At 71.4% G+C, this 22,069-nt stretch carries 25 protein-coding genes; 12 read left to right on the forward strand and 13 right to left on the reverse strand.

Features of this window, described 5'->3' with window-relative positions; all coding sequences use genetic code 11:
* Positions 1-96 precede the first annotated feature (96 nt).
* Positions 97-1,245: a galactonate dehydratase gene (dgoD, locus tag OG439_RS15850; RefSeq protein WP_326950114.1), complete on the reverse strand. Its 1,149-nt coding sequence runs from the start codon at positions 1,243-1,245 to the stop codon at positions 97-99.
* A gap of 38 nt (positions 1,246-1,283) precedes the next feature.
* Between dgoD and OG439_RS15855 the strand changes: the two genes are divergently transcribed.
* Genes OG439_RS15855 through OG439_RS15865 form a run of 3 tightly spaced genes read left to right on the forward strand, consistent with a single transcriptional unit; the run spans position 1,284 to position 3,816 of the window.
* Positions 1,284-2,015: a FadR/GntR family transcriptional regulator gene (locus tag OG439_RS15855; protein ID WP_326950115.1), complete on the forward strand. Its 732-nt coding sequence runs from the start codon at positions 1,284-1,286 to the stop codon at positions 2,013-2,015.
* Between the two features lies 1 nt (position 2,016).
* The gene (locus OG439_RS15860; RefSeq protein WP_326950116.1) at positions 2,017-2,769 is read left to right on the forward strand and encodes an SDR family oxidoreductase; all 753 of its coding nucleotides are present in this window, start codon (positions 2,017-2,019) and stop codon (positions 2,767-2,769) included.
* On the forward strand, positions 2,770-3,816 hold the full coding sequence (locus OG439_RS15865) for an alcohol dehydrogenase catalytic domain-containing protein (protein ID WP_326950117.1): 1,047 nt from the start codon (positions 2,770-2,772) through the stop codon (positions 3,814-3,816).
* A gap of 113 nt (positions 3,817-3,929) precedes the next feature.
* On the opposite strand, the gene OG439_RS15870 is transcribed toward OG439_RS15865, so the two are convergent.
* Complete coding sequence (locus OG439_RS15870) at positions 3,930-4,430, reverse strand: MarR family winged helix-turn-helix transcriptional regulator (RefSeq protein ID WP_326950118.1); 501 nt, start codon at positions 4,428-4,430, stop codon at positions 3,930-3,932.
* Between the two features lie 59 nt (positions 4,431-4,489).
* Between OG439_RS15870 and OG439_RS15875 the strand changes: the two genes are divergently transcribed.
* The 3 genes from OG439_RS15875 to OG439_RS15885 all read left to right on the forward strand — a co-directional run bounded on the left by OG439_RS15875 (position 4,490) and on the right by OG439_RS15885 (position 6,994).
* On the forward strand, positions 4,490-5,683 hold the full coding sequence (locus OG439_RS15875) for an FAD-dependent monooxygenase (protein ID WP_326950119.1): 1,194 nt from the start codon (positions 4,490-4,492) through the stop codon (positions 5,681-5,683).
* A 49-nt stretch (positions 5,684-5,732) separates the two neighbouring features.
* Positions 5,733-6,440, forward strand: coding sequence for a GAF and ANTAR domain-containing protein (locus OG439_RS15880; protein WP_326950120.1), 708 nt, complete (start codon positions 5,733-5,735; stop codon positions 6,438-6,440).
* 206 nt (positions 6,441-6,646) lie between these two features.
* A complete protein-coding gene (locus tag OG439_RS15885; RefSeq protein WP_326950121.1) occupies positions 6,647-6,994 on the forward strand; it encodes an STAS domain-containing protein in 348 nt (115 codons plus the stop codon).
* 100 nt (positions 6,995-7,094) lie between these two features.
* Here OG439_RS15885 and OG439_RS15890 read toward each other — a convergent pair whose 3' ends face one another.
* The 8 genes from OG439_RS15890 to OG439_RS15925 form a co-directional block, all read right to left on the reverse strand.
* Positions 7,095-7,655 (reverse strand): hypothetical protein, encoded by a 561-nt coding sequence (locus tag OG439_RS15890; RefSeq protein ID WP_326950122.1) that lies wholly within the window; start codon positions 7,653-7,655, stop codon positions 7,095-7,097.
* An 86-nt stretch (positions 7,656-7,741) separates the two neighbouring features.
* The gene (locus tag OG439_RS15895) at positions 7,742-8,443 is read right to left on the reverse strand and encodes an anti-sigma factor domain-containing protein (protein WP_326950123.1); all 702 of its coding nucleotides are present in this window, start codon (positions 8,441-8,443) and stop codon (positions 7,742-7,744) included.
* Entirely contained in the window at positions 8,400-9,014 is a 615-nt protein-coding gene (locus OG439_RS15900; RefSeq protein ID WP_326950124.1) for an RNA polymerase sigma factor, read from the reverse strand. The genes OG439_RS15895 and OG439_RS15900 overlap by 44 nt, the downstream gene beginning before the upstream one ends.
* A gap of 385 nt (positions 9,015-9,399) precedes the next feature.
* A complete protein-coding gene (locus tag OG439_RS15905; RefSeq protein ID WP_326950125.1) occupies positions 9,400-10,545 on the reverse strand; it encodes an alpha/beta hydrolase family protein in 1,146 nt (381 codons plus the stop codon).
* A 34-nt stretch (positions 10,546-10,579) separates the two neighbouring features.
* Positions 10,580-11,536 (reverse strand): fumarylacetoacetate hydrolase family protein, encoded by a 957-nt coding sequence (locus OG439_RS15910; protein WP_326950127.1) that lies wholly within the window; start codon positions 11,534-11,536, stop codon positions 10,580-10,582.
* A gap of 7 nt (positions 11,537-11,543) precedes the next feature.
* Positions 11,544-12,482: a VOC family protein gene (locus tag OG439_RS15915; RefSeq protein WP_326950128.1), complete on the reverse strand. Its 939-nt coding sequence runs from the start codon at positions 12,480-12,482 to the stop codon at positions 11,544-11,546.
* A 16-nt stretch (positions 12,483-12,498) separates the two neighbouring features.
* Entirely contained in the window at positions 12,499-13,623 is a 1,125-nt protein-coding gene (locus OG439_RS15920; protein WP_326950129.1) for an FAD-dependent oxidoreductase, read from the reverse strand.
* 27 nt (positions 13,624-13,650) lie between these two features.
* A complete protein-coding gene (locus OG439_RS15925) occupies positions 13,651-14,613 on the reverse strand; it encodes a cyclase family protein (protein ID WP_326950130.1) in 963 nt (320 codons plus the stop codon).
* Between the two features lie 84 nt (positions 14,614-14,697).
* Between OG439_RS15925 and OG439_RS15930 the strand changes: the two genes are divergently transcribed.
* The 5 genes from OG439_RS15930 (at position 14,698) to OG439_RS15950 (ending at position 20,135) form a co-directional block, all read left to right on the forward strand.
* Positions 14,698-15,609 carry a LysR family transcriptional regulator gene (locus OG439_RS15930; protein ID WP_326950131.1) on the forward strand — a complete coding sequence of 304 codons (912 nt, stop codon included), beginning with the start codon at positions 14,698-14,700 and terminating at the stop codon, positions 15,607-15,609.
* A gap of 319 nt (positions 15,610-15,928) precedes the next feature.
* Positions 15,929-17,425 (forward strand): cryptochrome/photolyase family protein, encoded by a 1,497-nt coding sequence (locus OG439_RS15935; RefSeq protein ID WP_326950132.1) that lies wholly within the window; start codon positions 15,929-15,931, stop codon positions 17,423-17,425.
* 179 nt (positions 17,426-17,604) lie between these two features.
* Positions 17,605-18,057 (forward strand): ATP-binding protein, encoded by a 453-nt coding sequence (locus OG439_RS15940; RefSeq protein WP_326950133.1) that lies wholly within the window; start codon positions 17,605-17,607, stop codon positions 18,055-18,057.
* A 1-nt stretch (position 18,058) separates the two neighbouring features.
* Positions 18,059-18,544, forward strand: a complete 486-nt coding sequence (locus OG439_RS15945) for an STAS domain-containing protein (RefSeq protein WP_326950134.1) — start codon at positions 18,059-18,061, stop codon at positions 18,542-18,544.
* A 1,114-nt stretch (positions 18,545-19,658) separates the two neighbouring features.
* A complete protein-coding gene (locus OG439_RS15950; RefSeq protein ID WP_326950135.1) occupies positions 19,659-20,135 on the forward strand; it encodes a hypothetical protein in 477 nt (158 codons plus the stop codon).
* A 144-nt stretch (positions 20,136-20,279) separates the two neighbouring features.
* Here OG439_RS15950 and OG439_RS15955 read toward each other — a convergent pair whose 3' ends face one another.
* The gene (locus tag OG439_RS15955; RefSeq protein ID WP_326950136.1) at positions 20,280-20,441 is read right to left on the reverse strand and encodes a hypothetical protein; all 162 of its coding nucleotides are present in this window, start codon (positions 20,439-20,441) and stop codon (positions 20,280-20,282) included.
* Between the two features lie 474 nt (positions 20,442-20,915).
* On the opposite strand from OG439_RS15955, the gene OG439_RS50275 reads away from it, so the two are divergent.
* Positions 20,916-21,077, forward strand: a complete 162-nt coding sequence (locus OG439_RS50275) for a hypothetical protein (protein ID WP_442792307.1) — start codon at positions 20,916-20,918, stop codon at positions 21,075-21,077.
* Between the two features lie 28 nt (positions 21,078-21,105).
* Here the strand turns inward: OG439_RS50275 and OG439_RS15965 are convergent, their stop codons facing one another.
* On the reverse strand, positions 21,106-21,285 hold the full coding sequence (locus OG439_RS15965) for a hypothetical protein (RefSeq protein ID WP_326950137.1): 180 nt from the start codon (positions 21,283-21,285) through the stop codon (positions 21,106-21,108).
* Complete coding sequence (locus OG439_RS15970; protein ID WP_326950138.1) at positions 21,272-21,973, reverse strand: SRPBCC family protein; 702 nt, start codon at positions 21,971-21,973, stop codon at positions 21,272-21,274. Before OG439_RS15970 ends, OG439_RS15965 begins: the two co-directional genes overlap by 14 nt.
* Positions 21,974-22,069 lie beyond the last annotated feature (96 nt).

Here is a 22,069-nt window from a genome sequence, read left to right on the forward strand (position 1 = left end):
CGCAGTGAGCACGTCTAGCGCGGAAGACTGCGCCGGGCCCCCTTTCCTGTCAAGATTTCCGGGCCGAATCGGTGGCTTTGTTGCGCCCTCTGCACATCACCATTCCGCGAACGAGCCGTCCGCGTGCGTCCACACGGGCGTGCGCCAGCGCATCCCGTGCTCGTGGGCCTTCCGGACGGCGTCTTCGTCGATCTCCACGCCGAGGCCGGGACCGGGCGGGCGTTCGACGTACCCGCCGGTGAACGTGAAGACCTCCCGGTCGACGACGTAGTCGAGCAGCTCGGCGGTGCGGTTGTAGTGGATCCCCAGCGACTGTTCCTGGATCAGGAAGTTGGGGGTGGCGAAGTCGACCTGCAGGCACGCGGCCAGTGCCAGCGGCCCGAGTGGACAGTGCGGCGCGAGGACCGCGCCGAACGTCTCGGCGAGGGCGGCGATCCGGCGCACCTCCGAGATGCCCCCGGCGTGGGCCAGGTCGGGCTGCACCACCCGGACGCCGGCCTCCAGCACCGGGAGGAAGTCGCCGCGGGAGAAGAGGCGTTCGCCGGTGGCGATCGGGCGGCTGGTGCTCTCGACGAGCCGTCGCAGGTTCGTGTGGTTGTGCTCCGGGACCACGGGTTCTTCGATGAACAGCGGGTCGAACGGTTCCAGCGCCTCGATCAGGCGTGGCGCGGCGGCCACGCTCACCCGGCCGTGGAAGTCGACGGCGAAGTCGCGGTCCGGGCCGAGCGCCTCCCGCACCTGCCGGGCCCGGTCGACCGCCGCCGCGACGTCGCGCGCGCTCGGGATCGGCGGGAACTGCGCGGTGGCGTTCATCTTCACCGCCGTCATCCCGGCCTCGCGCTGCGCGGTGGCCGCGGCGGCGACGTCGTGCGGCGAGTCGCCGCCGATCCAGCCGTACACCCGGACGCGGTCGCGCACCGGACCGCCGAGCAGCTCGTACACCGGCACGCCCAGCCGCCGGCCGGCGATGTCCCACAGGGCCTGGTCGAGCGCCGCGATCGCCGACGAGCGTTCCGGGCCGCCGCGGTAGAACCCGCCCTTGGTGAGCCGCTGCCAGAGGTCTTCGATGCGGCGGGGGTCCTCGCCGACGACCCGCTCGGCCAGGGCCGTGACCGCCGCCGCGGTGACGTCGGCCGATCCTTCGAGCCCGCCCTCGCCCCAGCCGTGGATCCCGGCGTCCGTCGAGACCTTGACGAACATCCACCGCGGCGCGACGAGAAAAGTCTCGACGTCGGTCACCCGCATACCCGCTCCTTCGCTAGAGTATGATTTATCATACTCAAATGGGAGGCGAAGTGAACCCGCTGAGCGGACCGGGCGGCCTGCACGCACAGGTGGTCGACGCGATCGGCAGCCGGATCGCCACGGGCGAGCTGGTCCCCGGATCGGTGCTGTCCACGGAACGGATCGAGCAGGAGCACGGGGTGTCGCGCTCGGTGGTGCGGGAGGTCCTGCGCACGCTCACCGGGCTCGGGATGGTCCAGCCGCGCCACCGCGTCGGCACCACCGTGCTGCCCGTCGCGGCGTGGAACCTGCTCGACCCGCGCGTGATCACCTGGCGCGCGGCCGGACCCGACTCCCGGCGCCAGCTCGGCGAGCTGCTCACCCTGCGCGAGGCCCTCGAACCGATGGCCGCGCGCAGCGCCGCGGCCGGCCGGGACGACGAGACCACGGCGACCTTGCGCGAAGCCCTGGCCGGGATGACGACCGCGTTCGAGGACGGCAAACCGCACGACTTCGCCACCGCGGACACCGCGTTCCACGAAGCCCTGCTGCGCGGCGCGCGCAACGACGTGCTCAGCCAGCTCGTGCAGACCGTGCTGGCCACTCTGCACGCCCGCTACACCGGGCACCGCTCGTTCAACGACGAGACGGCGGTGTCGCTCGACCGGCACCGCGAGCTGGTCGACGCGGTGGCGGCCGGCGACCAGGCCGCGGCGGAGGCGGCGTCCCGCGCGCTCGTGCGCGAGGCGCGGGCCGAGGTCCTCGGCACTGCTTCCGAAGAGGAGAACTGACGTGACGTCCTTCGACCTGACCGGGAAGCTCGCGCTGGTCACCGGCTCTCGACGCGGCATCGGCCGGGCCATCGCCGAGGCCTACCTCGCCGCCGGTGCCCGCGTGGTGCTCAACAGCCCGGACGCCGATCAGCTCGCCGCGGCGGCCGCCGAGCTGGGCGACGGCGTCCTCACCTGCGCCTTCGACGTCTCCGACAGCGACGCGGCCGAGGCGGCCCTCGAGCAGCTGGTGGCCGAGCACGGGTGTCCGGACATCCTGGTGAACAACGCCGGGATCCAGGTCCGCGGCCCGCTCACCGAGCTGCCGGTCGAGGACTGGCGCCGGGTCGTCGACGTCGACCTGACGAGCGCGTTCGTCGTCGGCCGGACACTGGCGCGCGGGATGATCGCACGCGGCAGCGGGAAGATCATCAACATCTGCTCGGTGCAGACGCACCTGGTCCGGCCGACGACGGCGCCGTACGCCGCGGCCAAGACCGGGCTCGCCGGGCTGACCCGGTCGATGTGCGCGGAGTGGGCGGGCCACGGGATCCAGGTGAACGGCCTGGCGCCGGGCTACCTCGACACCGAGCTCAACGCGTCCCTGGTGGCGGACCCCGAGTTCTCGGCGTGGATCACCCAGCGCACGCCCGCCGGCCGGTGGGGCCGCCCCGAGGACGTCACCGGCCCGGCGGTGTGGCTGGCGTCGGCCGCGTCGGACTTCGTGAACGGCCAGGTCGTCTACGTCGACGGCGGCCTGACGGCGGTGATCTGAGTGACCGTGCTCCCGATGGGCCGGGCCGTGACGGTGCTCGGCGCGGGCCGGCTGTCCACACAGGACTTCCCGGACGTCTCCCCCGGCGCGGGCGACGCGGTGGTCGACGTCTCCTACGGCGGCGTCTGCGGCTCCGACGTCCACTACTGGCAGCGGGGCGAGGTCGGCGAGTCCGTGCTGGCCGACCCGATGGTGCTGGGCCACGAAGTCGTCGGCACGGTCCGCACCGCGGCCGCCGACGGCTCGGGCCCGCCCGCCGGCACGCCGGTCGCCGTCCACCCGGCCCAGACCTGCGGGGAGTGCCCGCGCTGCCGCGAAGGCCGGGACAACCTGTGCCCGCACCTGCGCTACCTGGGCAGCGCGGCCCGCCGCCCGCACACCCACGGCGGTTTCGCCGACCGGCTGCTGGTGCCCGGCCACCGGCTCGTCCCGGTGCCGGCGGGGCTCCCGTTGCGCACGGCGGCCCTGGCCGAACCGGCGTCCGTCGCCCGCCACGCGCTGACCCGCATGGCCGCGCTGGCCGGCGGGGTGCGCGGCCGCCACGTCCTGGTGACCGGCGCGGGCCCGATCGGCCTGCTGGTGGTGGCCCTGGCGCACCTCGAGGGTGCGGCGGCGGTGACGGTCACCGATCTGCACCCCCAGCCCCTGGCGGTGGCGCGGCGAGTCGGCGCGACCGGCACCCTGACCGCCGGCGAGCCCTTGCCTCAGGTGGACGTCGCGTTCGAGTCGTCGGGCGCCCCGGTGGCGGTGGCGACGGCACTGGGCGCCCTGCTCCCCGGCGGCACCCTGGTCCAGGTGGGCCAGCTGCCCGGTGACGGCGTCGCGGGGCCGTGGCACCTCACGGTCCCCCGCGAGCTGACGTTCGCCGGCTCCAGCCGGTTCGCGGGCGGGATGGCCGAAACCCTGGCCACGATCGCGGCGCACCCGGCGTTGTTCGCCCCGATCGTCTCCGCGGAGTACACAGTGGACGAAGCGGCGGAGGCGCTGGCCGTCGCGAGCCGTCCGGAGCGGTCGAGCAAGGTCCTGCTGCGGTTCGGGACCCCCTGACCGATGTCGCCCCGGCTCCGCCGTCCTGACCGACGTAGCCGGACATCGGTACGCTCCTCCGAGCCGGGCGACACGCACCCGGACCGGCCGGCCACCGCACACTCCCGCTTCGCTCAGCGCCGCCTCGTGTGGCCGAGGCGGTGGTTGGCCGCCGCGGCGGCAGCGGTGATCTTCGCCAGGAAACCGATGGCGACGCGGAGCTCGTCGGGGTCGGCCGCACCCAAGGTCTGCGCGATCTCGACGCCGGCGAACGCCAGGAACTCACGCGCCCGATCGCGTGCCGCCGGAGTCGGCCGCAGGGTCACCCGCCGGCGGTCGGCGCTCTCGCGGCTGCGGTGGACGTGGCCCGCGGTCTCGAGGCGGTTCAGCAGCACGGTCGTCGCGCCCGTGGTCATGCCGATGAGCCGGGACAGCTCCGCCGGCGAAAGCGGCGCGCCCGCCTCGTCCGCCCAGACGATCTGCCCCAGCGCGTTGGCATCGGACCCGGGCAGCCGCATCCAGGCCGCCAGGTGCTGGTTCAGCTCGGTGAAACCGACCGCCCAGTCGCGGAGGCGGTGCATCACCTCGACCTGGGCCGCCGTCCACTCCACCGACAGCGGGTCGACGTCCACCATGCGAACTCCTTCACTCCATAGTAGCTTTACTATAAAGCAATCAAGGCAGAGGAGCAGTCATGACCACGCGACACGCCGTGATCTCCGGGGCGAGCATCGCCGGCCTCTCCGCCGCCTTCTGGCTGCGCCGCACCGGCTGGGACGTGACCGTGCTGGAACGGTCCGGCGCGTTCCGCGACGGCGGGCAGAACGTCGACGTCCGCGGCGTCGCCCGCGACGTGCTCGAACGGATGGGGCTCACCGAGGCGATCAGGGCGCAGAACACCACCGAGACCGGCACGGTTCTGGTCGACGCCTCGGGCAAGGTGACCGCGGAACTGCCCTCCGGTCCGGACGGCGCGACCGCCGAACTCGAGGTGCTGCGCGGCGATTTCGCCCGCACGATCCTGCGGCACCTGCCCGCGGGAGTCGAGATCGGCTACGGCGATCCCATCGCCGAGGTCGTGGACGACACCGACGCGGTCACGGTGACCACCGCATCCGGGCGTGTCCTGCGCGCTGACCTGCTGGTCATCGCCGAAGGGGTCCGCTCCGCCACCCGCGACCGGCTCTTCGGTGACCTGGTCGACCGCCGCGACCTCGGCATCGCCATGGTCTTCGGCACGATCCCCCGCACCACCGGCGACGACGACCGGTGGCGCTGGTTCACCACCGTCGGCGGCCGGCAGGTCCACCTGCGGCCCGACAACCACGGCACCACCCGCGCCATCCTCGCCTACGCCCGGGCCGAAGACCTCGGCCGGCTCGACCGCGCCGACGCCCTGGCCCGCGTCCGTGACCGCTTCGCCGACGCCGGCTGGGAAACCAACCGGATCCTCGACGGCTTCGACCGCTCCGAGGACGTCTACATCGACAACCTCACCCAGATCCGCATGCCCACCTGGCACCGCGGGCGGGTGTGCCTCGCCGGGGACGCGGGCTGGTGCGTCACCCCGATGGGTGGCGGCGGCGCCTCACTCGCACTCGTCAGCGGATACGTCCTCGCCGCTTCCCTGTCCACCACCGAGCCCGACCGGCTCGATGCCGCGCTCGCCGCCTACGAGCAGTGGATGCGTCCCCTCGTCGACGACGTCCAGAACCTCCCCCGGTGGATCGTGCCCTTCGCCTACCCCCAGACCCGCTTCGGCCTGACCCTGCGCCGCCTGCTCGACAAAGCTCTCACCTCGCCGAAGCTCGCACCGCTGACGGCCAAGCTCACACAGGTCGCCGAGACCGACCGGGCGTTGCCGCCCATCGCGGCGGCACACGCCTGATCGGCCGCTGCTCCCGCTTGACCGGCCGCCGTACGGGGTAGCCAGAAGGATGAGCCCGACAAGAGACGGCCCTGCCGCCGCGGGTGGGCTGGCCGCGATCCTCAGCGAGGTCGCCCGCACCCTGCAGGCCGAGCCCGACGTCGAATCGACGCTGGAAGCGATCACCCGCGCCGCCGTGGAGCACATCGGCGGCGACGCGGCCGGTCTGAGCCTGCGGGAGAACGGCGTGATCCGCACCATGGCGCCGACCGACGAGCTCGTGGTCACAGTGGACAAGCTGCAGGCCCGCTTCCAGGAAGGACCATGCCTGGGCGCCATCGCCGAGCACCAGACCTACCGCACCGGAGACCTGGAGCACGAGCGGCGCTGGCCACGGTTCGGCCCGGCCGCGGTCAGTCTGGGAGTGCGGTCGATGCTGGCGTACCGGTTGTTCGTCACCGACACCACCCTGGGCGCCCTCAACCTGTACTCATCTCGACCGGACGCCTTCAGCGCCGAGGCGGAAAGCGAAGGGCTGCTGTTCGCCAGCCACGCCGCTGTCGCACTCGTCGGAGCCCAGACCGAACACCACCTGCAGGCTGCGATCCGCCACCGCGACACGATCGGAATCGCCAAGGGCATCCTCGTGGAACGCCACCGGATCAGCGTCGAGGACGCCTTCTCCATGCTGGTGCGCACCTCACAGCACGCCAACCTCAAACTCCACGCCGTCGCGATGTGGCTGGTCGAGCAGAGCGGCCAGGACACGGCTCGCTGACCACCTTCGGTGCGATCTCCCGAAACGACGGTGGCCTTCCGTTCTCCCGCAGCACGATCGTCCGGGTCTCGCCGAGGAGTCCACTGTGGAATACGGCTCGGCGTGCGTGTCGAGCCGGCCGGAGGCATCGCTTCCCGCAGCCGGCTGCACCGACGCCTTGTCTCGCGCCGAAGGGCCACTCTCCGGAAGCAGGAGGTCACAATCAGGTGCGCGGCAGCGACGAGCCGGACCTGGCCGCCGACCCGCTGCTCGGCGCGACCCTGGCCCTGGCCGATGCCGCGGCCGGACCGGTCGTGGTCGACCTGACCGAGGTGACGTTCTGCGGCTCGTGCGTCCTCGGGCAGTTGCCGGCCGCCGGGCGGCGGATCACCGGCGACGGCCGGCAGATGCTGGTGGCCACCAGCCAGTACGTGGTGCTGCGACCGTTGACCCTGCTGGGACTGGACCGCGACATCACGATCGTGCCGGACGTCGAGACAGCCGTGCGCCGGCTCACCCAGTCCCTGGTCGCCGCCGTCGACCCGGCAACAGACACCACTCCCGAGCCCGCCTGACACCCCGACGCCACCCATACGCGGCGGATCCGGGCGAATGGCCGGTGGGGGTGACCGAACCTCCGGCCGCCCCACCGGCCATTCGCCGTCCCGCCGATCCCTACTTGCGGATCATCGGGTTGCCGTAGCCGATGACCAACCCTCGCGTGAACGCGGTGACGCCGAACGTCTTGTTCAGCAGGGCCGCCGCGGGCGCGGTGAGCGCCAGGGTGACACCGTCGGGTGTGGCCGCGCCGATCGTGAACAGGTCGGCACGCGCCCCGAAGTCGATCCGGCCGCTGAGCACACCGCGCTTGAGGTCGATCGTGTAACCGGTCAGGTAGAGGCATTTGCCGCCGGCGCGCAGCACCAGGCCGCCGACGTGCTCGATCGTCCCGTCATTCGGGTTGCCGACGATCGTGAAGCCGAACACCGTCTTGCCCGCGGGATGGCTGACCCTGGCCAGCACCGGCGAAACCTTCACGCCCAGCGACGTGAGCGCCGCCCCGGCCGCGGCGTCCAAGGTCAGATCCGTGCGCCCCTTGCCGAAGTGGTACCAGTGGTGGTGCGAGACGGTGTGCGACGAAGCGCTCACCGACTGGGCCGCCTGGGCGGGCGCGGCGACGGCACCGGCCATGACCGCCGCGGCCGCGATGGACACCCCCAACATGCGAAGACGCATGAGATGACTCCGTTCTCGTTGCTTCCCGGACACCAGGGGTACGCGGGAAGACGAGCGAACGGATGCAGGAAAAGGAAACCGGCCGCTCAGGCGCCGAAAGTGCCTTGCAGCATGCTGACGCCGTGCTCCTGCTGCCCCAGCTGCTGCACGGAGACGTCGACGACGGGGTAGCCACTCAGCGCGATGTTCGGCGGAACGGCGACATCGGCTTCGCTGCCGGCCGTCACCCCCAGCGGGATCATGGTCTTGCCGCCGTCGTAGAGCCAGATCTCGTACAGCCCGGCCGGGGCGGGCATGCCGGTCAGCTCGACCTTGAGCCGCAACGAGCCCGCGCCCGTGTCGATGAGCTGGACCTTCCCGGCCGCGCCGGCGGGCGCGGACTGCTGCGGGTTCAGCCGGGTTTCCGCGACGATCCGGGCGTCCGCGCCACCCGTGCCGACGGCGATCAGGGTGCCGGCCGCGCCGACCGCGGCCGCGGCGGCCGCGATGATCGCGTACCGGACTCCGCGCGAAAGTCCCCGCGTGCCAACCGGTTCGCCGCCCGGGCGCACCTGTCCCCCGTCGGTCGCCTGGCCCGTTTCGGCCGCGATCCGCTCCCAGACCGCTTCCCGCACCGGGGGCAACGACGTCTCCGTCTTCGTCTCCCGGCCGAGCCCGGCGACCTCGCGCAGCGCGGCGAGCTCTTCCCGGCAGTCGGCGCAGTGATCGAGGTGGGCGGTGTCGGCCGGGCCGGGACGTTCTTCGTCAAGGGCGAGCAGCACGAGACGATCGGGGTCCGGGTGCGACATCGTTCACCTCCTCCGGCGTGCGGTCGAGCTGGGAACGCAGGTTCTGCATCCCGCGGCGGAGGTGGCTCTTCACCGTGCCCAGGGGCAGTCCGGTCCGCTCGGCTATCTGAGTGTGGGTCAGATCAGCATAGAAGGCGAGCTGGAGCACTTCCCGCTGCGCGTCCGGCAACCGGGTCAGCCCGTCGGCGACGACCAGGCGGTCCACGACGCGGTCCGGCGATTCGGCGACGACCTCCTCGGCCGGGGCGACGGCGGCCATCGCGTCGCTGTCCCGCTGCCGGCGACCCCGCGCCCGCAGCAGGTCGACGATCCGGTGGCGGGCGATCCCGAGCAGCCAGGCCGGCAACCCGGCCTTGTCCGGGTCGTAGGTCCGCCGGCCGCTCCACGCGGAGACGAAGGTGGCCTGCACGACGTCGTCGACGTCGGCGGAGTCGCGCAGACCGGCCCGGGCCAGCCGTTGCACCGCGGGGCCGTAGCGGTCGAACACCGCGCGCAGGGTCCCCGGCTCGCCGGCGGCGAAGCGCCGGCCGAGATCGTCGGCCGGGTCGTTCGGCGCGCCATCGTCGGACACGGACGACACCCTAGCCGCAGGCGGCGGCGGGGCGACACCTTCGGTCATCAGCATCGTCGGCTCCCGGCTGGTGCTCGTGGACCGGGCAGCGAGAGTGCCGGCTGAAGGGACTACGTCCGGCGATGGCGCTGCGGATGCGCGGGCGACGGGATCCGGAAAGAACGCCCGGCACTGCATCCGGCCGGCCGGTCCGGGGCGAACCACCAGCACGCAGCTTCCAGCTCGTCCACGCCGCCCTGCCGGCCGGGCGCGGCGGGTGCGGTCGTGTCCACAGTGGACGACGACTTCGCAGATCGCCGGGCGGCTGCCGGTGCACATCTCCTCCTGCGGGCACGCGCTGCCGGCATGCGCACCGGCCGAGTTCCGCCACCGGGTGCTGCGTCGGTCAGCGCGTCGCCGCGAACACGTCGCTCACCCAGTCGGCGATGTAGGTGCTGACGTGGCCGAGGTGGTCCAGCCCGATGTGCTCGCTGGCGCCTTCCCCGGCGGTGAACACGCGCAGCTTCCGCTCGGGACTGTGCACGGCCTGGTCGTAGGAGCGGTGCGCGTACTCCAGCGGGATCTGCCGGTCGCGCTCGCCGTGGCAGACGAGGAACGGCACGGTGATGTGCTCGACGACGCCGTCGAGGTTCACTTGGTCGGCGAAGGTGATGAACTCGTCGAGGTTCTCGTGCCCCCACACCCACAGGACGTGCTCCCAGTAGTGCGGGACCGGGCGCTCGCCTTCGCGTTCCAGGCGCCGCCGCTGCACGGCACCCCAGTCGTGGTTCGCTCCCCACGCGACAACCAGGGCGAGGCGCTTCTCGAACGCCGCGGCCCGTGGGGCGTAGTAACCGCCGAGCGACCAGCCCACCAGCCCGATCCGGGCCGGGTCGACGTCGTCGCGGGACTCGAGGTAGTCGACGCACGCGCTCGCCCAGGCCTCGGTGTCGACCCGGGCGGTGAGTCCCTGCACGCGCAGCGCCTCACCGGAACCCGGGCAGTCGACCATCAGGCACGAGATCCCGCGCGCGGCCAGCTCGGCCCAGTGCCCGGAGGCGTACATGTGCTCTTTCGTCGAGTCCAGCCCGTTCCACAGGATCATCACCGGGGCGTTCTCGCCCGCGGCGCTGAAGTAGGCGGGCAGCGTGGTGCCTTCGTACGGGACCTCGACGCGGCTGAGGCCGGGATCCTTGAGGTCGAACGCCTTCTGCTGCAGCTCGAGCACGCGGCGGTAGCTGTCGAGCCGTCCCGCGGCCGACGCGCTCTGCAGGCGTTCGGCCTGGGCGAGGTAGTTGGTGGCGCGCGCGTAGAGCTGTCCGGCGGTGCGGCGGTGCCCCTCCTTCTCGGCCTCTTCCGCCTGGCTGACGAGCTGGTCGGTCAACGCGGTCCAGGCGTGCAGGAAGTCGGGAGTGCCGGCGTCCTCGCCGCGGGTGGCGGCTTCTCGGATGGGACGGCAGGCCCGGTCGACCTCGTCGATGAGCCCACCGCTGTTGAGGGTCGCGACGACCCCCAGGCTCCACGGGTAGTTCGCGGGGAAGTACTCGAACACGTTCGTCCTCTCGTCGGGAAAGTGCTGCGGACTGTCATCGCGTTCGCCGTCCCGAACGCGGGCGGGCGGCGGGAACCGGCGGCAGCGTGGTGCCGGTGACGACGGTGTTTCGGATCGTGCCCAGTCCCTCGACGGTCATCTCGACGACGTCACCCGGCGCCAGGGCCGGAATGTCCCGGCCGCGGCCCCACAGCTCGGCCAGGCAGCCACCGTTGCCGCAGGTCCCGGAGCCGAGGACGTCACCGGCGCGAACCCAGGTACCGCGTGAGGCGTAGGAGACGAGTTCGGCGAACGGCCAGCCCATGTTGGACAGCAGGTCGTGCCCGATCCGCGCACTGTTGACCGAGACGCTCATCTCGAGGGTGAGGAAGCCGTCCTCGTCGTGGTGCGCCGCCAGTTCGTCGGCGGTGACCAGCCACGGCCCGAGCGTCGTGGCGGAGTCCTTGCCCTTGGCCGGGCCGAGCTGGACCTTCATCTCGCGACGCTGCAGGTCGCGGGCGGACCAGTCGTTGAGGATCGTGTAGCCGAAGATCGCCTGCCGCGCCTGCTCGGGACTCAGGGACGCGCCGTCGCGGCCGACGACCGCGGCGACCTCCAGCTCGAAGTCGAACAGCTCACAACCGGGCGGCACCGGCACGTCGTCGTGGGCGCCGAGCAGGGCGTAGGGGTTGGTGAAGTAGAACGTCGGCGCCTCGTACCACTCCGGGGGCACCCCGGCCCCGCCGGACACGCTCGCGACGACGCCTTCGACGTGTTCCTCGAAGGCCACGAAGTCGCGGACGGTGGGCGGAGCCAGGGGCGGCAGCAACCGCACGCCGGCCAACGGCACGGCCGGACGGCGCAGGGCTTCCGCGCCCGCTTCGAGCGCGGCGGGCAGCCCGGTGCGCACGACGTCGAGCACGGTGGTGTTCTCCGGCAACGGGTGCAGGCCGTCCTCGCCGGCCACACCGGCGTGGACGGCTCCGTTGTTCTCGTAGGTGGCGAATCGCATGACCGCCTCACACCGGCGGTGCGACGAACAGGCCCTTGTCGGGGTCGTTGAACGACTTCCGCGCGACGAACTCGTTCATCGCGTTCGCGGTCCCCCACTGGTCGGAGACCTCCGGCTTGCCGAAGTCGTAGAGGTGCGGGTGCCAGGTGTCCTCGTCGACCTCGTCCAGTTCGGTGGTGTATTCGAGGGTGTTGCCGTGCGGGTCGAGGAAGTAGCTGAAGGTGTTGTTCCCGGCCAGGTGCCGGCCGGGGCCCCAGATCTTCTCCACTCCGGCGCGCAACAGCCGGCCGGTGCCCCGCATGTACTCGTCGAGCCCACGCAGTTCGAAGGACGCGTGGTGCAGCGACGGGTGCGGGCCGCGGGCGATCGCGAGGCTGTGGTGCCAGGCGTTGATGCGCAGGAACCACATCATCTCGCCCATGCGCGGGTGCATGAGCGTGTCCGAGAGGCGGAACCCGAGGTGGCGTTCGTAGAACGCGCGGGTGCCTTCCGGGTCGGCGGAGTTGATGACCACATGCGACAGTCGCACGGGGACGGACTCCCCGGCCTCGATCCTGCGGTGCGCGCGGACCGTGACATCGGCGCTGACCTCGATCGTGCGGCCCTCGTTGTCGAAGAACCGGAACCCGTGACCGCCGCCGGGGGTGTCCAGTGTTTTCGGCTCGTGCACGAGGGTGACGCCGGACGTGGCCAGCCGCGCGGCGAGGGTGTCGACGTCCGCGGGAGTGGCGGCGCCGAAGGCGATCAGGTCGATCCGCTTGTCGTCGGCCTGGCGCAGCCGGACGACGTACTGCTCGGGTGAGCCTTCCGCGGCGAGGAAGGCGATGCCGGTGTCGGCGTGTTCGGTGCTCAGGCCCCAGGCGCCGGTGAAGAAGTCCTGCTGCCGGGCGAAGTCGGGCACGGCGAGGTCGACGTGCCGCAGGTGGGTGATCAGGCGATCGGTCACGGAGTCCTCCGGAGGGTCAGGCGGGCTGGGAGACGAGTTCGGCGATCCGGCGCATCAGCCCCGGGACGTCGCCCTGCTCGCGGTCGAGCAGCCACTGCCCCAGCTGGTTGGACGCCTCGACGACGGCATTGGCGCGGGCGTGGCGGCGGTCGGTGAACGCGGTCCACAGCTGCTCGTCCACGCGGTCGTGCTTGTCGAGCAGCTCGGTCAGGACCGCGGCGTCCTCCAGCGCCTGGGCGCCGCCCTGGGCGAGGGTCGGTGGGCAGGAGTGCACGGCGTCGCCGACCAGCACCACCCGGCCGCGGTGCCAGGGCGGCGGCAGGACGTGGGTCTCGAACCACGTGTAGTGGATGCGTTCCGGATCATCGAGCGCGGCACGGATCTCGTCCCACGGCCCGTGGTAGGCCGACGCGAGCTCCCGCATCGTCTCGAGGCGTTCTCCGGCGCTGAGCGCGCCGCGGTTCCGGGCGTCCTCGACCAGGTAGGCGTAGAGCGAATCCTCCCCGGTCGGGCAGTACCCGGCGATGTAGCACGGCCCGCCGTAACAAAGATCGGTCCGCGTGACCGACGCCGGACGCGGGCCGAAAGCCCGCCAGATCCCCATACCGGTGGCCCGGATGCCGGTCTCGACGCCGATCAGGCGCCGGACCGTCGAGCGGATGCCGTCGGCCCCGACGACGAGGTCGTACCGGCCGGTCGATCCGTCGGAGAAGCTCACGTCGACACCGGCGGGATCGCACTCCAGCGCGGTGACGGCGAGCCCGAACCGCATTTCGGCGCCGGCCTCCCCGGCCCGCTCCAAGAGGATCCGCGCCAGGGCGGGCCGCGGCATCCCCATGGCGGCCGGCAGGTCGGGTCCGCCGGTGCGGGCATCGGGCATCTCCACGAGCAGCGTGCCATCCGGGGCACGCAAGCCGACACTGTCGAAGCTGTAGCCCTCCTCCCGCACCCGCTCCCACACGCCGAGGCGGTGCAGTTCACGCAAGGCGTTGCCCTGCAGGGTGATTCCCGATCCGAGGACCGCGACGTCGGGCATGACGTCGATCAGGTCGACGGCGATCCCGCGCGCGGCGAGGTGGATCGCGGTGGCCGATCCGGCCAATCCCCCGCCGACGACGAGGACGTTGTTCACGGCTGGCACGACGACTCCTTTGTCCTCAGCGGACGGTCACTTGACGGCGATGGGGGCGACCGGCGCGCCGACGGCGCCGGTGACCGGCAGCGGGGCGGCGGTCAGCCAGAACTCGTGGACGCCGTCCGCCGCGCAGTCTTCGGCGAGGGCGTCGAGGTCCCACATCTCCCCGAGGAACAGGCCGATGTGCGGGATGGCGACCTGGTGCAGCGGCTGGAAGGCGACGTCGAACTCGTTCGGCCGCACTTCCACGCCCCAGGTGTCGGTGGCGATCCCGGCGATGTCGGTGTCGTGCAGCCACTGCGCGGTGGTGAAGGACAGGCCGGGTGAGTCCCCGCCCGCGTAGTCGCCCCAGCCTTCGCGCCGCGCCCGGGTGAGCCGGCCGGTCCGCACGAGGACCAGGTCACCGCGGCCGACCCGGGCCGTGTCGCCGTGGGCGGCGATCGTGGCTTCGAGGTGGTCGACGGTGATCGCGAACCCGTCCGGCAGCTCGCCGTCCGCGCCGACTGCCCGTCCCACGTCGAGCAGCACACCGCGGCCCGCGATGAGCCCGGCCGTCGTCTCGATGCCGGTGACCTGGTCCCCTTCGCTGGTCACGACGTCACCGGCGCGGCGACCGTTGTACGCGCTGCCGTGGTCGAAGATGTGCCCGAGCCCGTCCCACTGCGTCGAGGCCTGCAGCGGCATGAACACGACGTCGTCGGCGCCGCCGATCCCGTGCGGGAAACCTTGCGTGCCGCGCTCGGCGTCCACGCCGGTGTCGAGCATGGTGTGCACCGGGTTCGTGCGCCGGCGCCAGCCCTTCTGCGGGCCGTTCGCGTCGAAGCTCTGGGCCAGGGAGAAGCTCACGCCGCGCCGGACCGACGTGGCGCCTTCCACGCGCTTGGCCGCGTCCAGGTGATTCAGCGTGCCGAGCACGTCGTCCGGCCCCCAGCGGCCCCGGTTCGAGCATCGTTTCGCCGCCGCTGCGATCGCGCCTTCGGGATCGTTTCGTTCCACGTCGTTCACTGTGCGGCCTCGATCGCCATCCGGGAAGACGAATCAGCTGATGCGCCACATCAGCGTCATGGATATCCTGCGGCGGTGAATCTCGCCACGCTGGACCTGAACCTGCTGGTCACGCTGGACGCACTGCTGCAGCAGCGCAGCGTCACCCGCGCGGCCGAGCAGGTGGGCCTCAGCCAACCGGCGGTTTCCGCGCAGCTCGGGCGGCTGCGCCGGCACTTCCACGACGAGCTGCTCACCCGGGTCGGCAACACGTCCCGCCTCACGCCGCTGGCGGTCCAGCTGAAAGAACGCGTCCGGGTCGCCCTGGCCGGGGTGGACCGGGTCTTCACCGCGGCGGCCGACTTCGACCCGGCCGCCACCACCCGGGAGTTCTCGTTCGTGGTCAGCGACTACGGCGCCGCCGTGCTCGGCCCGGCCCTCGCCACGCTGCTCGACACCGCGGCACCCGGCGCGCAGCTGCGCATGCTGGCCAACACCCCGCGGCTGGTCGACACCGCCGAACAGGTCCTGACGGGGATCGACCTGTTGCTGCTGCCGCACGGCTTCGTCCACGGGCTGCGGCACCAGGACCTCTACACCGACGAGTGGGTCTGCCTCGTCGCCGCCGACAACCCCGAGGTCGGGGACACCCTCACGGCCGGGCAGCTCGAAACGATGCCGTGGGTGGTCACCTACCACGGACCGACCGCGTCGACGCCGGCCGCTCGGCAGATGCGCATGCTGGGCATCGAGCCGCGCGTGCAGATCGTCACCGAGTCCTTCCTCGCGATTCCCGGACTGGTCGCCGGTTCCGGCCGCGTGGCGCTGTTGCAGCGGCGGTTGGCGGACCGGATCCCGGCGACCCTCGGCGTCCGGGCACTGGAGTGCCCGTTCGAGGTGAGCCCGCTGCTCGAGGCGATGTGGTGGCACCCGATCCACGACGACGATCCCGAACACCGCTACCTGCGCAACCTCGTCGCCACAGCAGCGACGCAGATCTCCGTCTGACCGGGACACCATCCGCGACGGTGGTGACCGGCCCGTGGCCGGAGACAGCTTCCTGCGTTCCGCGCCGTGCGGCTGCCGTCCGGTTCCGTCCGGACGACGGGCGGCGAGACGAGATCGCCCACGGCCTGCCCGCCCACTGCACGGGATTCGCCGCGCGGTCGGGCTGGGTGACGGCACCTACGCCTGCGGCGACCACCAGTACACCAGCTCGCTGCAGGGTGCTCTCGCATCCGGCGGCCGCGCCGCTCGTGCCGTTTGGCGGGCTTGTCCGAACCGGCTGGAGCGTCGCGGCCGCGCGGTGCGCGTTAGGGTTCGCTGTATGCGAGGACAGGCGGCCTTGTGGCTGTTCGCCGATCAGCTCGGGCCCCACTTCCACAGCACGCCGGAGCACCACGACCGGGAGGTGCTGCTGATCCGGTCGGCCACCGCGTTCGCCGCGAAACCGTTCCACCGGCAGAAGCTGCACCTGGTCCAGGCCGCCCTGTACCGGCTGGCCGAGGACCTCGGCGACCGCGTCACCCTGCTCGACGCCCCGGACTACCGGACCGGGCTGCGCCGCTTCGGGCGGCCGGTGGTGGTGCACGAGCCGAACTCCCACGCCGCGGACGCACTCGTCCGCCGATTGCGGGACGAAGGCGTCGTCGAGGCCATCCTGCCCACACCGGGGTTCGTCCGGTCCAAAGAGGACTTCGCGAAGTGGGCGTCCGGGCGGAAGCGGTTCGTCATGGAGGACTTCTACCGCGACCAGCGCAGCCGGTTCGAGATACTCCTGGAACCGGACGGCTCGCCCGCGGGCGGGCACTGGAACTACGATCGCGACAACCGCGAGCCGCCGCCGAAGACCACCCGCCTCGACGTCCCCGCACCGTGGCAGCCGCGGGAGAATCCGATCGACGAGCGAGTCCGCGCCGAACTCGACCAGGCCGAGCGCGCCGGAACGATCCACCCCGTCGGCGTCGACGGCCCGCGCCGGTTCGCCGTCGGACACGACGAGGCGCAGCGCGCGCTCCGCCGCTTCCTCGACCACCGCCTGGCCGCGTTCGGCCCGCACCAGGACGCGATGCTGACCCACGACTGGGCGATGGCGCACGCCCTGTTGTCGGTCCCGCTCAACCTCGGGCTGCTGGACCCGCTGGACGTCGTGCGCCAGGCCGAGGCGCGGTGGCGCGACGGAACGGCGCCGCTCGAAGGCGTCGAGGGCTTCGTCCGCCAGGTGCTCGGCTGGCGCGAGTGGGTGTGGCACCTGTACTGGCACCTGGGCCCGGATTACCTGCGCCGCAACGCGTTGCAGGCCCGCCGCAAACTACCGGACTGGTGGTGGCAACTGGACGCGGACGCCGTCGAAGCGGCCTGCCTGCGGACCGCGCTGGCCGGCGTCCGCGACCGGGGCTACGCCCACCACATCGAACGGCTGATGGTGCTCGGGAACCACGCACTGCAGCGCGGGTACGACCCGGCCGAGCTGAACGCCTGGTTCGCCACGGCGTTCGTCGACGGCTTCCCGTGGGTGATGCCCGCCAACGTGATCGGCATGAGCCAGTACGCCGACGGCGGCATCGTCGGGACCAAGCCGTACGCCGCCGGCGGCGCGTACATCCACCGGATGAGCGACCACTGCGGCGGCTGCGTCTACGACCCGAAGCAGCGGACGGGGCCGCGCGCGTGCCCGTTCACCGCGGGCTACTGGGCGTTCCTCGACCGCAACACCGAGCGGCTGCGCGGGAACCACCGGATGCGGCAGCCGCTGAACGGCCTGCGCCGGCTGGCCGACCTCGACGAGGTCGTCGCCCGGGAAGCCGAGCGCGACCACTTCTGAGCGGACCCGCCGGCAAACGCCGCTGCTCAGCTGCAGCTCCGCCGGATGCGGGCGATCAAGCCCGACCGGCCTGCCGGAGACGTCCACGACGCGGACGTTTGGTCACCTCCGACCAGTGGGTACCTGCGCCACATGGCGCGACAAGCCCGTGTCGGCCATGACGAAGGTGGGTGGGACGGATGTCCGCGCAACCGGGGGAATCCGAGCACAGCACGTCCAGCACGAGCGACGCGACCTACGACCTCGACACGACCGCCACCAGGGAGATTCGCCGGCACGTCCGCGACCTGCTCGCGAGCTACCGCGGGATCCCGGTCGACGACGCGGTCCTGGTGATCGACGAACTGGTCAGCAACGCCCACCAGCACGGGCAGTCGCCGCGCACCTGCCGCCTCACGTTCGGCGGCCGGGGTCGATCCCTCCGCGTCGAAGTGGATGACGCCTCCCCGCACCAGCCGCGCATCCGCACCGCGGACGAGACCGGTGGCCGCGGGCTGATGCTGGTCGACCGGCTCGCCCCGGCGTGGGGAGTGACCCACCACGCCCACACCAAGACCGTCTGGGCCGAACTCGCCCTGGACCGCGCGGGCAACGCTCCCCACTTGGCCACGGCCCAAGACTGGTCCCGCTGACGTGTCCTCCGAGCGCGTCGGATACCGCAGCGGTGAGGCGAGGCGCGTCCTCGCCCGCCCGGTACCGCTCGCAACCGCGAGCCGGCCGCCGGCCGAGGCGCCACCGCCTGGGCTGGGCATCGTCGACCGTGCCGTGAACGGCACCTGTGTGGTCACGGTGACCGGCGAAATCGACGGGGAAACCGCGGCGCACCTGCGGACAGCGGTCACCACCGCGATCGACAGCACCTCCGGTGACGCCTGCGTCCTGGATCTGACGCAGGTCGGCTTCCTCGACTCGGCCGGGCTCGCCGCGCTCCTCGCGGCCAACACACACGCAGATGCGCACCGGAAACCGTTGCGCATCGTCGTGGACTCCAACAGCCCCGTCATCCGCCCCATCGAAGTCACCGGTCTCGATGTCGTGCTGCGGCTGTACCACACCGTCGGCGAAGCACTCGATGCCGGAAACCGGACCGACCACGCCGTCCGACGTCCGGACGCGTAGCCCGGGCGCGACACCGAACACAGCCGGCTGAGTCGTCACCACAGGGCTCTTAGGGGTACCATGGGTCTGACTCGGAGGCATTCGTACGCGGTCGCTCAACCCGCGTCGTCTCCGCCGGCCGGCTCGACTTGTGTCAGCGGTCGAGGACAGTGTTGCCGGCCGGGATCCCCGGTGCCGCTCGCAGTCCCGCAGGTCCTGCACACCGCTCGTCGCTTCCGGCTCGACCGGGGAGGCGGCAGCCACCGGCCTGCATCGTTTCTCGAAAGGATTATCTATCAGTACTCCCACAACGGACAGTTCGCTGTTCAGCCACCCTGTCGTCCAGCAGTCCCGGGCCCAGGTTCATCCCACAGCGCAGAATGATCGCTACGGGAGCTTGTTCCTCGCGCCGCCCCCGTCCGTCGGCGTGTCATCGGAGGACTGGACCGAGCCGGCGCCCAGGCCAGTACGCAACCAGCCCGGCAAGCGTTCAGGCCGCCCCGCCGGTCGTCGCCAGAGCCGCTAGCACAGCCAGGAGCCGTGACCGCAACAACGGCAGCGCCGTGGCGGCTCGCCTCCAACGCACTTCGTCACGTCCGCCCACAGCTCCGGGTGAGCCCGAGCAGCGGCCTGGACCGCTGCGGATCGCCGCTCAGCCACGACTCGAACCCGACGTGCCTGCCTGCCGCGCGCCGGGACCCCCTGACGAGACGTGTTGCGTGACACCCACCACGCCGGGAGGCTGAAGGAGCCGCGCCGGAGGTGCGGGATGAGGCAGGGGCCTTGATCCGGCCGATTCGGCCTTCGGTGGGTGCCCGACTCAAGCTGATGGCGGGTGGCGAGTCCGGTGGTGTCGCCGAGCGGCATCCACAGCGCCGGCCTCAGGTGGCTGTGGCTCGCTTGCTTCCGACGCAGGCGCGGACGATTCTCTTGGGCCATGACGATTCCGCCTGCTTGCCCTTGGTCGAGATGGCCCGCGCGGTTGTCACCCGACGGTGCTGGACACGACCCGGCCGGCTGGAACCGCGAACGCGCTTGACGGTTTGCCGTACCTACTGAGCCAAGTTCGCCTCGGGCGACGGTCGGCCGGATTTCCACCCTTCTGGTCAGGCTGGCGTACCAGTACCGTCATGGGATGGACCAGCCAGAGCGAGACCTGGCGAGGTTTCAGTCTCCGAGCCGGCGTGAGGCTGCGGCTGACGCCCGTGACAACGAGTCCGATGAGCGTGATCGGCGGGACGAGGTGGCCCGCGTCAGGGATCGGGCCGATGAACTGAGGACCAAGGTTGCCGAGCAGATCCGGCGACGCGTCGAGCTGGTGGCGCGGTCCCGGGAGATGCTGGATCGCCTGCTGCGGCGGCTGGACCGGATCGAGGCGGTACTCGACGCACCCACCACGCGGGCACATCGGAAACGGGCCGAGGTCGAGTCGACCGAGACCGGCAAGCCATCACTCGGCCCAGCGGATGGGGACGAGGAGGTTCCGGCGGCGCGCGTGCGGGTGCCGAGTCCGCGGCGGGCTCGCCCGGCGGCCGGTCCGAGCGGAAGCCGGTCGCCCAGGGCCGAGTCCAAGCTCCTGAAGGGACACTCCTCAGCACCGTCTGTGAGCTGATGGCAGTACGTCGACAGCATCACCGGTACTCATGATCGGCGACGAGGCGCACCTTGTCGGATTCGCACAGTCCACTTCGACCTGTAGCCACGTCGGCTCGACGCGGCGACCGTCCCGGCTCAGGGCCGGGCTGCGCCTGCGCGATCACCGGGTGTCGAGTTCGTCCGTCAGAGCCGCGTCGATCTTCGCGGAGGCTCGGCGCAGCGTCCGGCGAGCCACCGAGAGCAGGGCCACGGTGGCGACGAGCCCGACCATCGCCCACGCAGTGCCGCTGTCGTCGGCCGGGACCACGGCCAGGACGACCAAAGCATACAGAAGAAAGCGATTCCGATCAGCTGCGCGAATCGGCCGCTGGCGGGACACGCGATTCTGCATGGCTGGGAATACGTGTCCAGGAATACTCATCGGCCAACCTCCCGAACGGTGTGGATCAGCCATTAGAGCTACTCACACGACGTCATTGCAACTCGTCGCGACCGTGATCCACTCGAACGAGTGAACAGTGAAGTGAGCCGCCACCCGGAAGGCGTCTTCTAGTTCTCCCTATGCCAACAACACATTCATGTTTGACGCCGTTGCCGTCCAGGGCACTGAGCAGGTGGCTGCTACGAGGTTCTTGATCGCGACAACGTTGTCGACAACAAAACGTTCGAAACGATGATCGTTTCAAGCCGGCAGGACGCGTCGATCTGGCCACCGATCTCCCACAGTCAGATCGTAATCTCCCCTGATCACCGCCGGTGCGTCCTGCGCGCCGAAGGCGACCAGACACCGATCCCCATGCTCACCGCCCGCGTCGAAACCGCCGACCGGGTCGCCGGGTTCGACGCCGACGACCACCTGCCCAAGCCCGTCGAACTCGACGAACTCCTCGCCCGGCTGCGCCGCACCTCCGCCGGCACCGGGACAGCACCCCTGCGGACCCTGCGCCTCGGCGAATAGACGTTCTCGATCGCGACGACCGACTTGGTCACATCGACCACGCGGAAGTCGCGACAGCCGAGACGTCGACGCTCACATTGCCCCGCGTGATGATCCCCTGGGACTGGATCGGCATCGTCACGATCCGCAGCGACACCTGCCGCAGTACGTCCACGATCGGGATGATCAGCGTGCTCCGTCGCCGGCTCTCGTCGTCATGCGCCCGCATGCCGGCCTCCCGTCCTCGTCGTTTCGTGCTGAGCGCGCCCGGCTTCGGCGCGGTCCCGAATCCCCATGAGCATCTTCCGGCTCATCACGAAGCTGACCGCCTCGACCGGCTCGATCAGCAAGCCCGCCCAGCGGCGCGAGTAGCCGTATCGTTCGCGCATCACCAGCCGCGTCGAGCCGTCCGGTCGGTCGCGTAGGACGAAAGCCCAGGTGCAGTCGTAGGGCGCCGCGGCCTTTCCCATCGGCACAGCGCCTCGCAGCACCAGGGCCCGACCTTCCTCGAGGCCGGCGACGGCCATCGAGACGTCCGGGTGGAGCTTCACCTCGTCGCCCACCTCGACGTGCTGCCATGCGGCGACGATGCGCTCGGCGCTGTGGATGTCGCAGCCCACCAGGTTTTCCAGGACGTCGTAGCTGTAGAACCCGCCGCGTGCCTGGCCCAGCTGAGCGAGCCACGGCCACACTTGTGACGCGGGCGCGGTGATCGTGATGGCACGGGTCGCCACGAGATCGGGCTCAGCGATGAGATCGTCCCCGGCCAGGGCCGCGATGACTTCGTGATGGTCGGCGCCCCAACGCAGCTGCCACTTCCTGAGGGCCGGCACCGCGAGCAACAACACACCGAGCGCGCCGGCCACCCACAGCCGGTCTTTCCTTGCTGTCACCGCATCATCGTGATGAGCCGTCATGGTCGTCTCCTTTGGCGGCCTCGACTCCGGACAACAACGATGGCAGCGTCAAGCTCACGACCGCGACGGCCGTGGCCACGGTGGCGAGCGCGCCGG

This window comes from Amycolatopsis sp. NBC_01307 (assembly GCF_035975215.1).
GTDB lineage: Bacteria > Actinomycetota > Actinomycetes > Mycobacteriales > Pseudonocardiaceae > Amycolatopsis.

What these genes read in the sequence shown, in the direction of transcription:
- OG439_RS15965 (WP_326950137.1), bottom strand. Translation starts at nt 21,285, where the DNA reads ATGCGGGCGCATGACGACGAGAGCCGGCGACGGAGCACGCTGATCATC.
- OG439_RS15855 (WP_326950115.1), top strand. Translation starts at nt 1,284, where the DNA reads ATGGGAGGCGAAGTGAACCCGCTGAGCGGACCGGGCGGCCTGCACGCA.
- OG439_RS15870 (WP_326950118.1), bottom strand. Translation starts at nt 4,430, where the DNA reads ATGGTGGACGTCGACCCGCTGTCGGTGGAGTGGACGGCGGCCCAGGTC.
- OG439_RS15970 (WP_326950138.1), bottom strand. Translation starts at nt 21,973, where the DNA reads ATGACGGCTCATCACGATGATGCGGTGACAGCAAGGAAAGACCGGCTG.
- OG439_RS15875 (WP_326950119.1), top strand. Translation starts at nt 4,490, where the DNA reads ATGACCACGCGACACGCCGTGATCTCCGGGGCGAGCATCGCCGGCCTC.
- OG439_RS15910 (WP_326950127.1), bottom strand. Translation starts at nt 11,536, where the DNA reads ATGCGATTCGCCACCTACGAGAACAACGGAGCCGTCCACGCCGGTGTG.
- OG439_RS15940 (WP_326950133.1), top strand. Translation starts at nt 17,605, where the DNA reads ATGTCCGCGCAACCGGGGGAATCCGAGCACAGCACGTCCAGCACGAGC.
- OG439_RS15890 (WP_326950122.1), bottom strand. Translation starts at nt 7,655, where the DNA reads ATGCGTCTTCGCATGTTGGGGGTGTCCATCGCGGCCGCGGCGGTCATG.
- OG439_RS15950 (WP_326950135.1), top strand. Translation starts at nt 19,659, where the DNA reads ATGGACCAGCCAGAGCGAGACCTGGCGAGGTTTCAGTCTCCGAGCCGG.
- OG439_RS15895 (WP_326950123.1), bottom strand. Translation starts at nt 8,443, where the DNA reads ATGTCGCACCCGGACCCCGATCGTCTCGTGCTGCTCGCCCTTGACGAA.
- OG439_RS15935 (WP_326950132.1), top strand. Translation starts at nt 15,929, where the DNA reads ATGCGAGGACAGGCGGCCTTGTGGCTGTTCGCCGATCAGCTCGGGCCC.
- OG439_RS50275 (WP_442792307.1), top strand. Translation starts at nt 20,916, where the DNA reads ATGCTCACCGCCCGCGTCGAAACCGCCGACCGGGTCGCCGGGTTCGAC.
- OG439_RS15880 (WP_326950120.1), top strand. Translation starts at nt 5,733, where the DNA reads ATGAGCCCGACAAGAGACGGCCCTGCCGCCGCGGGTGGGCTGGCCGCG.
- dgoD (WP_326950114.1), bottom strand. Translation starts at nt 1,245, where the DNA reads ATGCGGGTGACCGACGTCGAGACTTTTCTCGTCGCGCCGCGGTGGATG.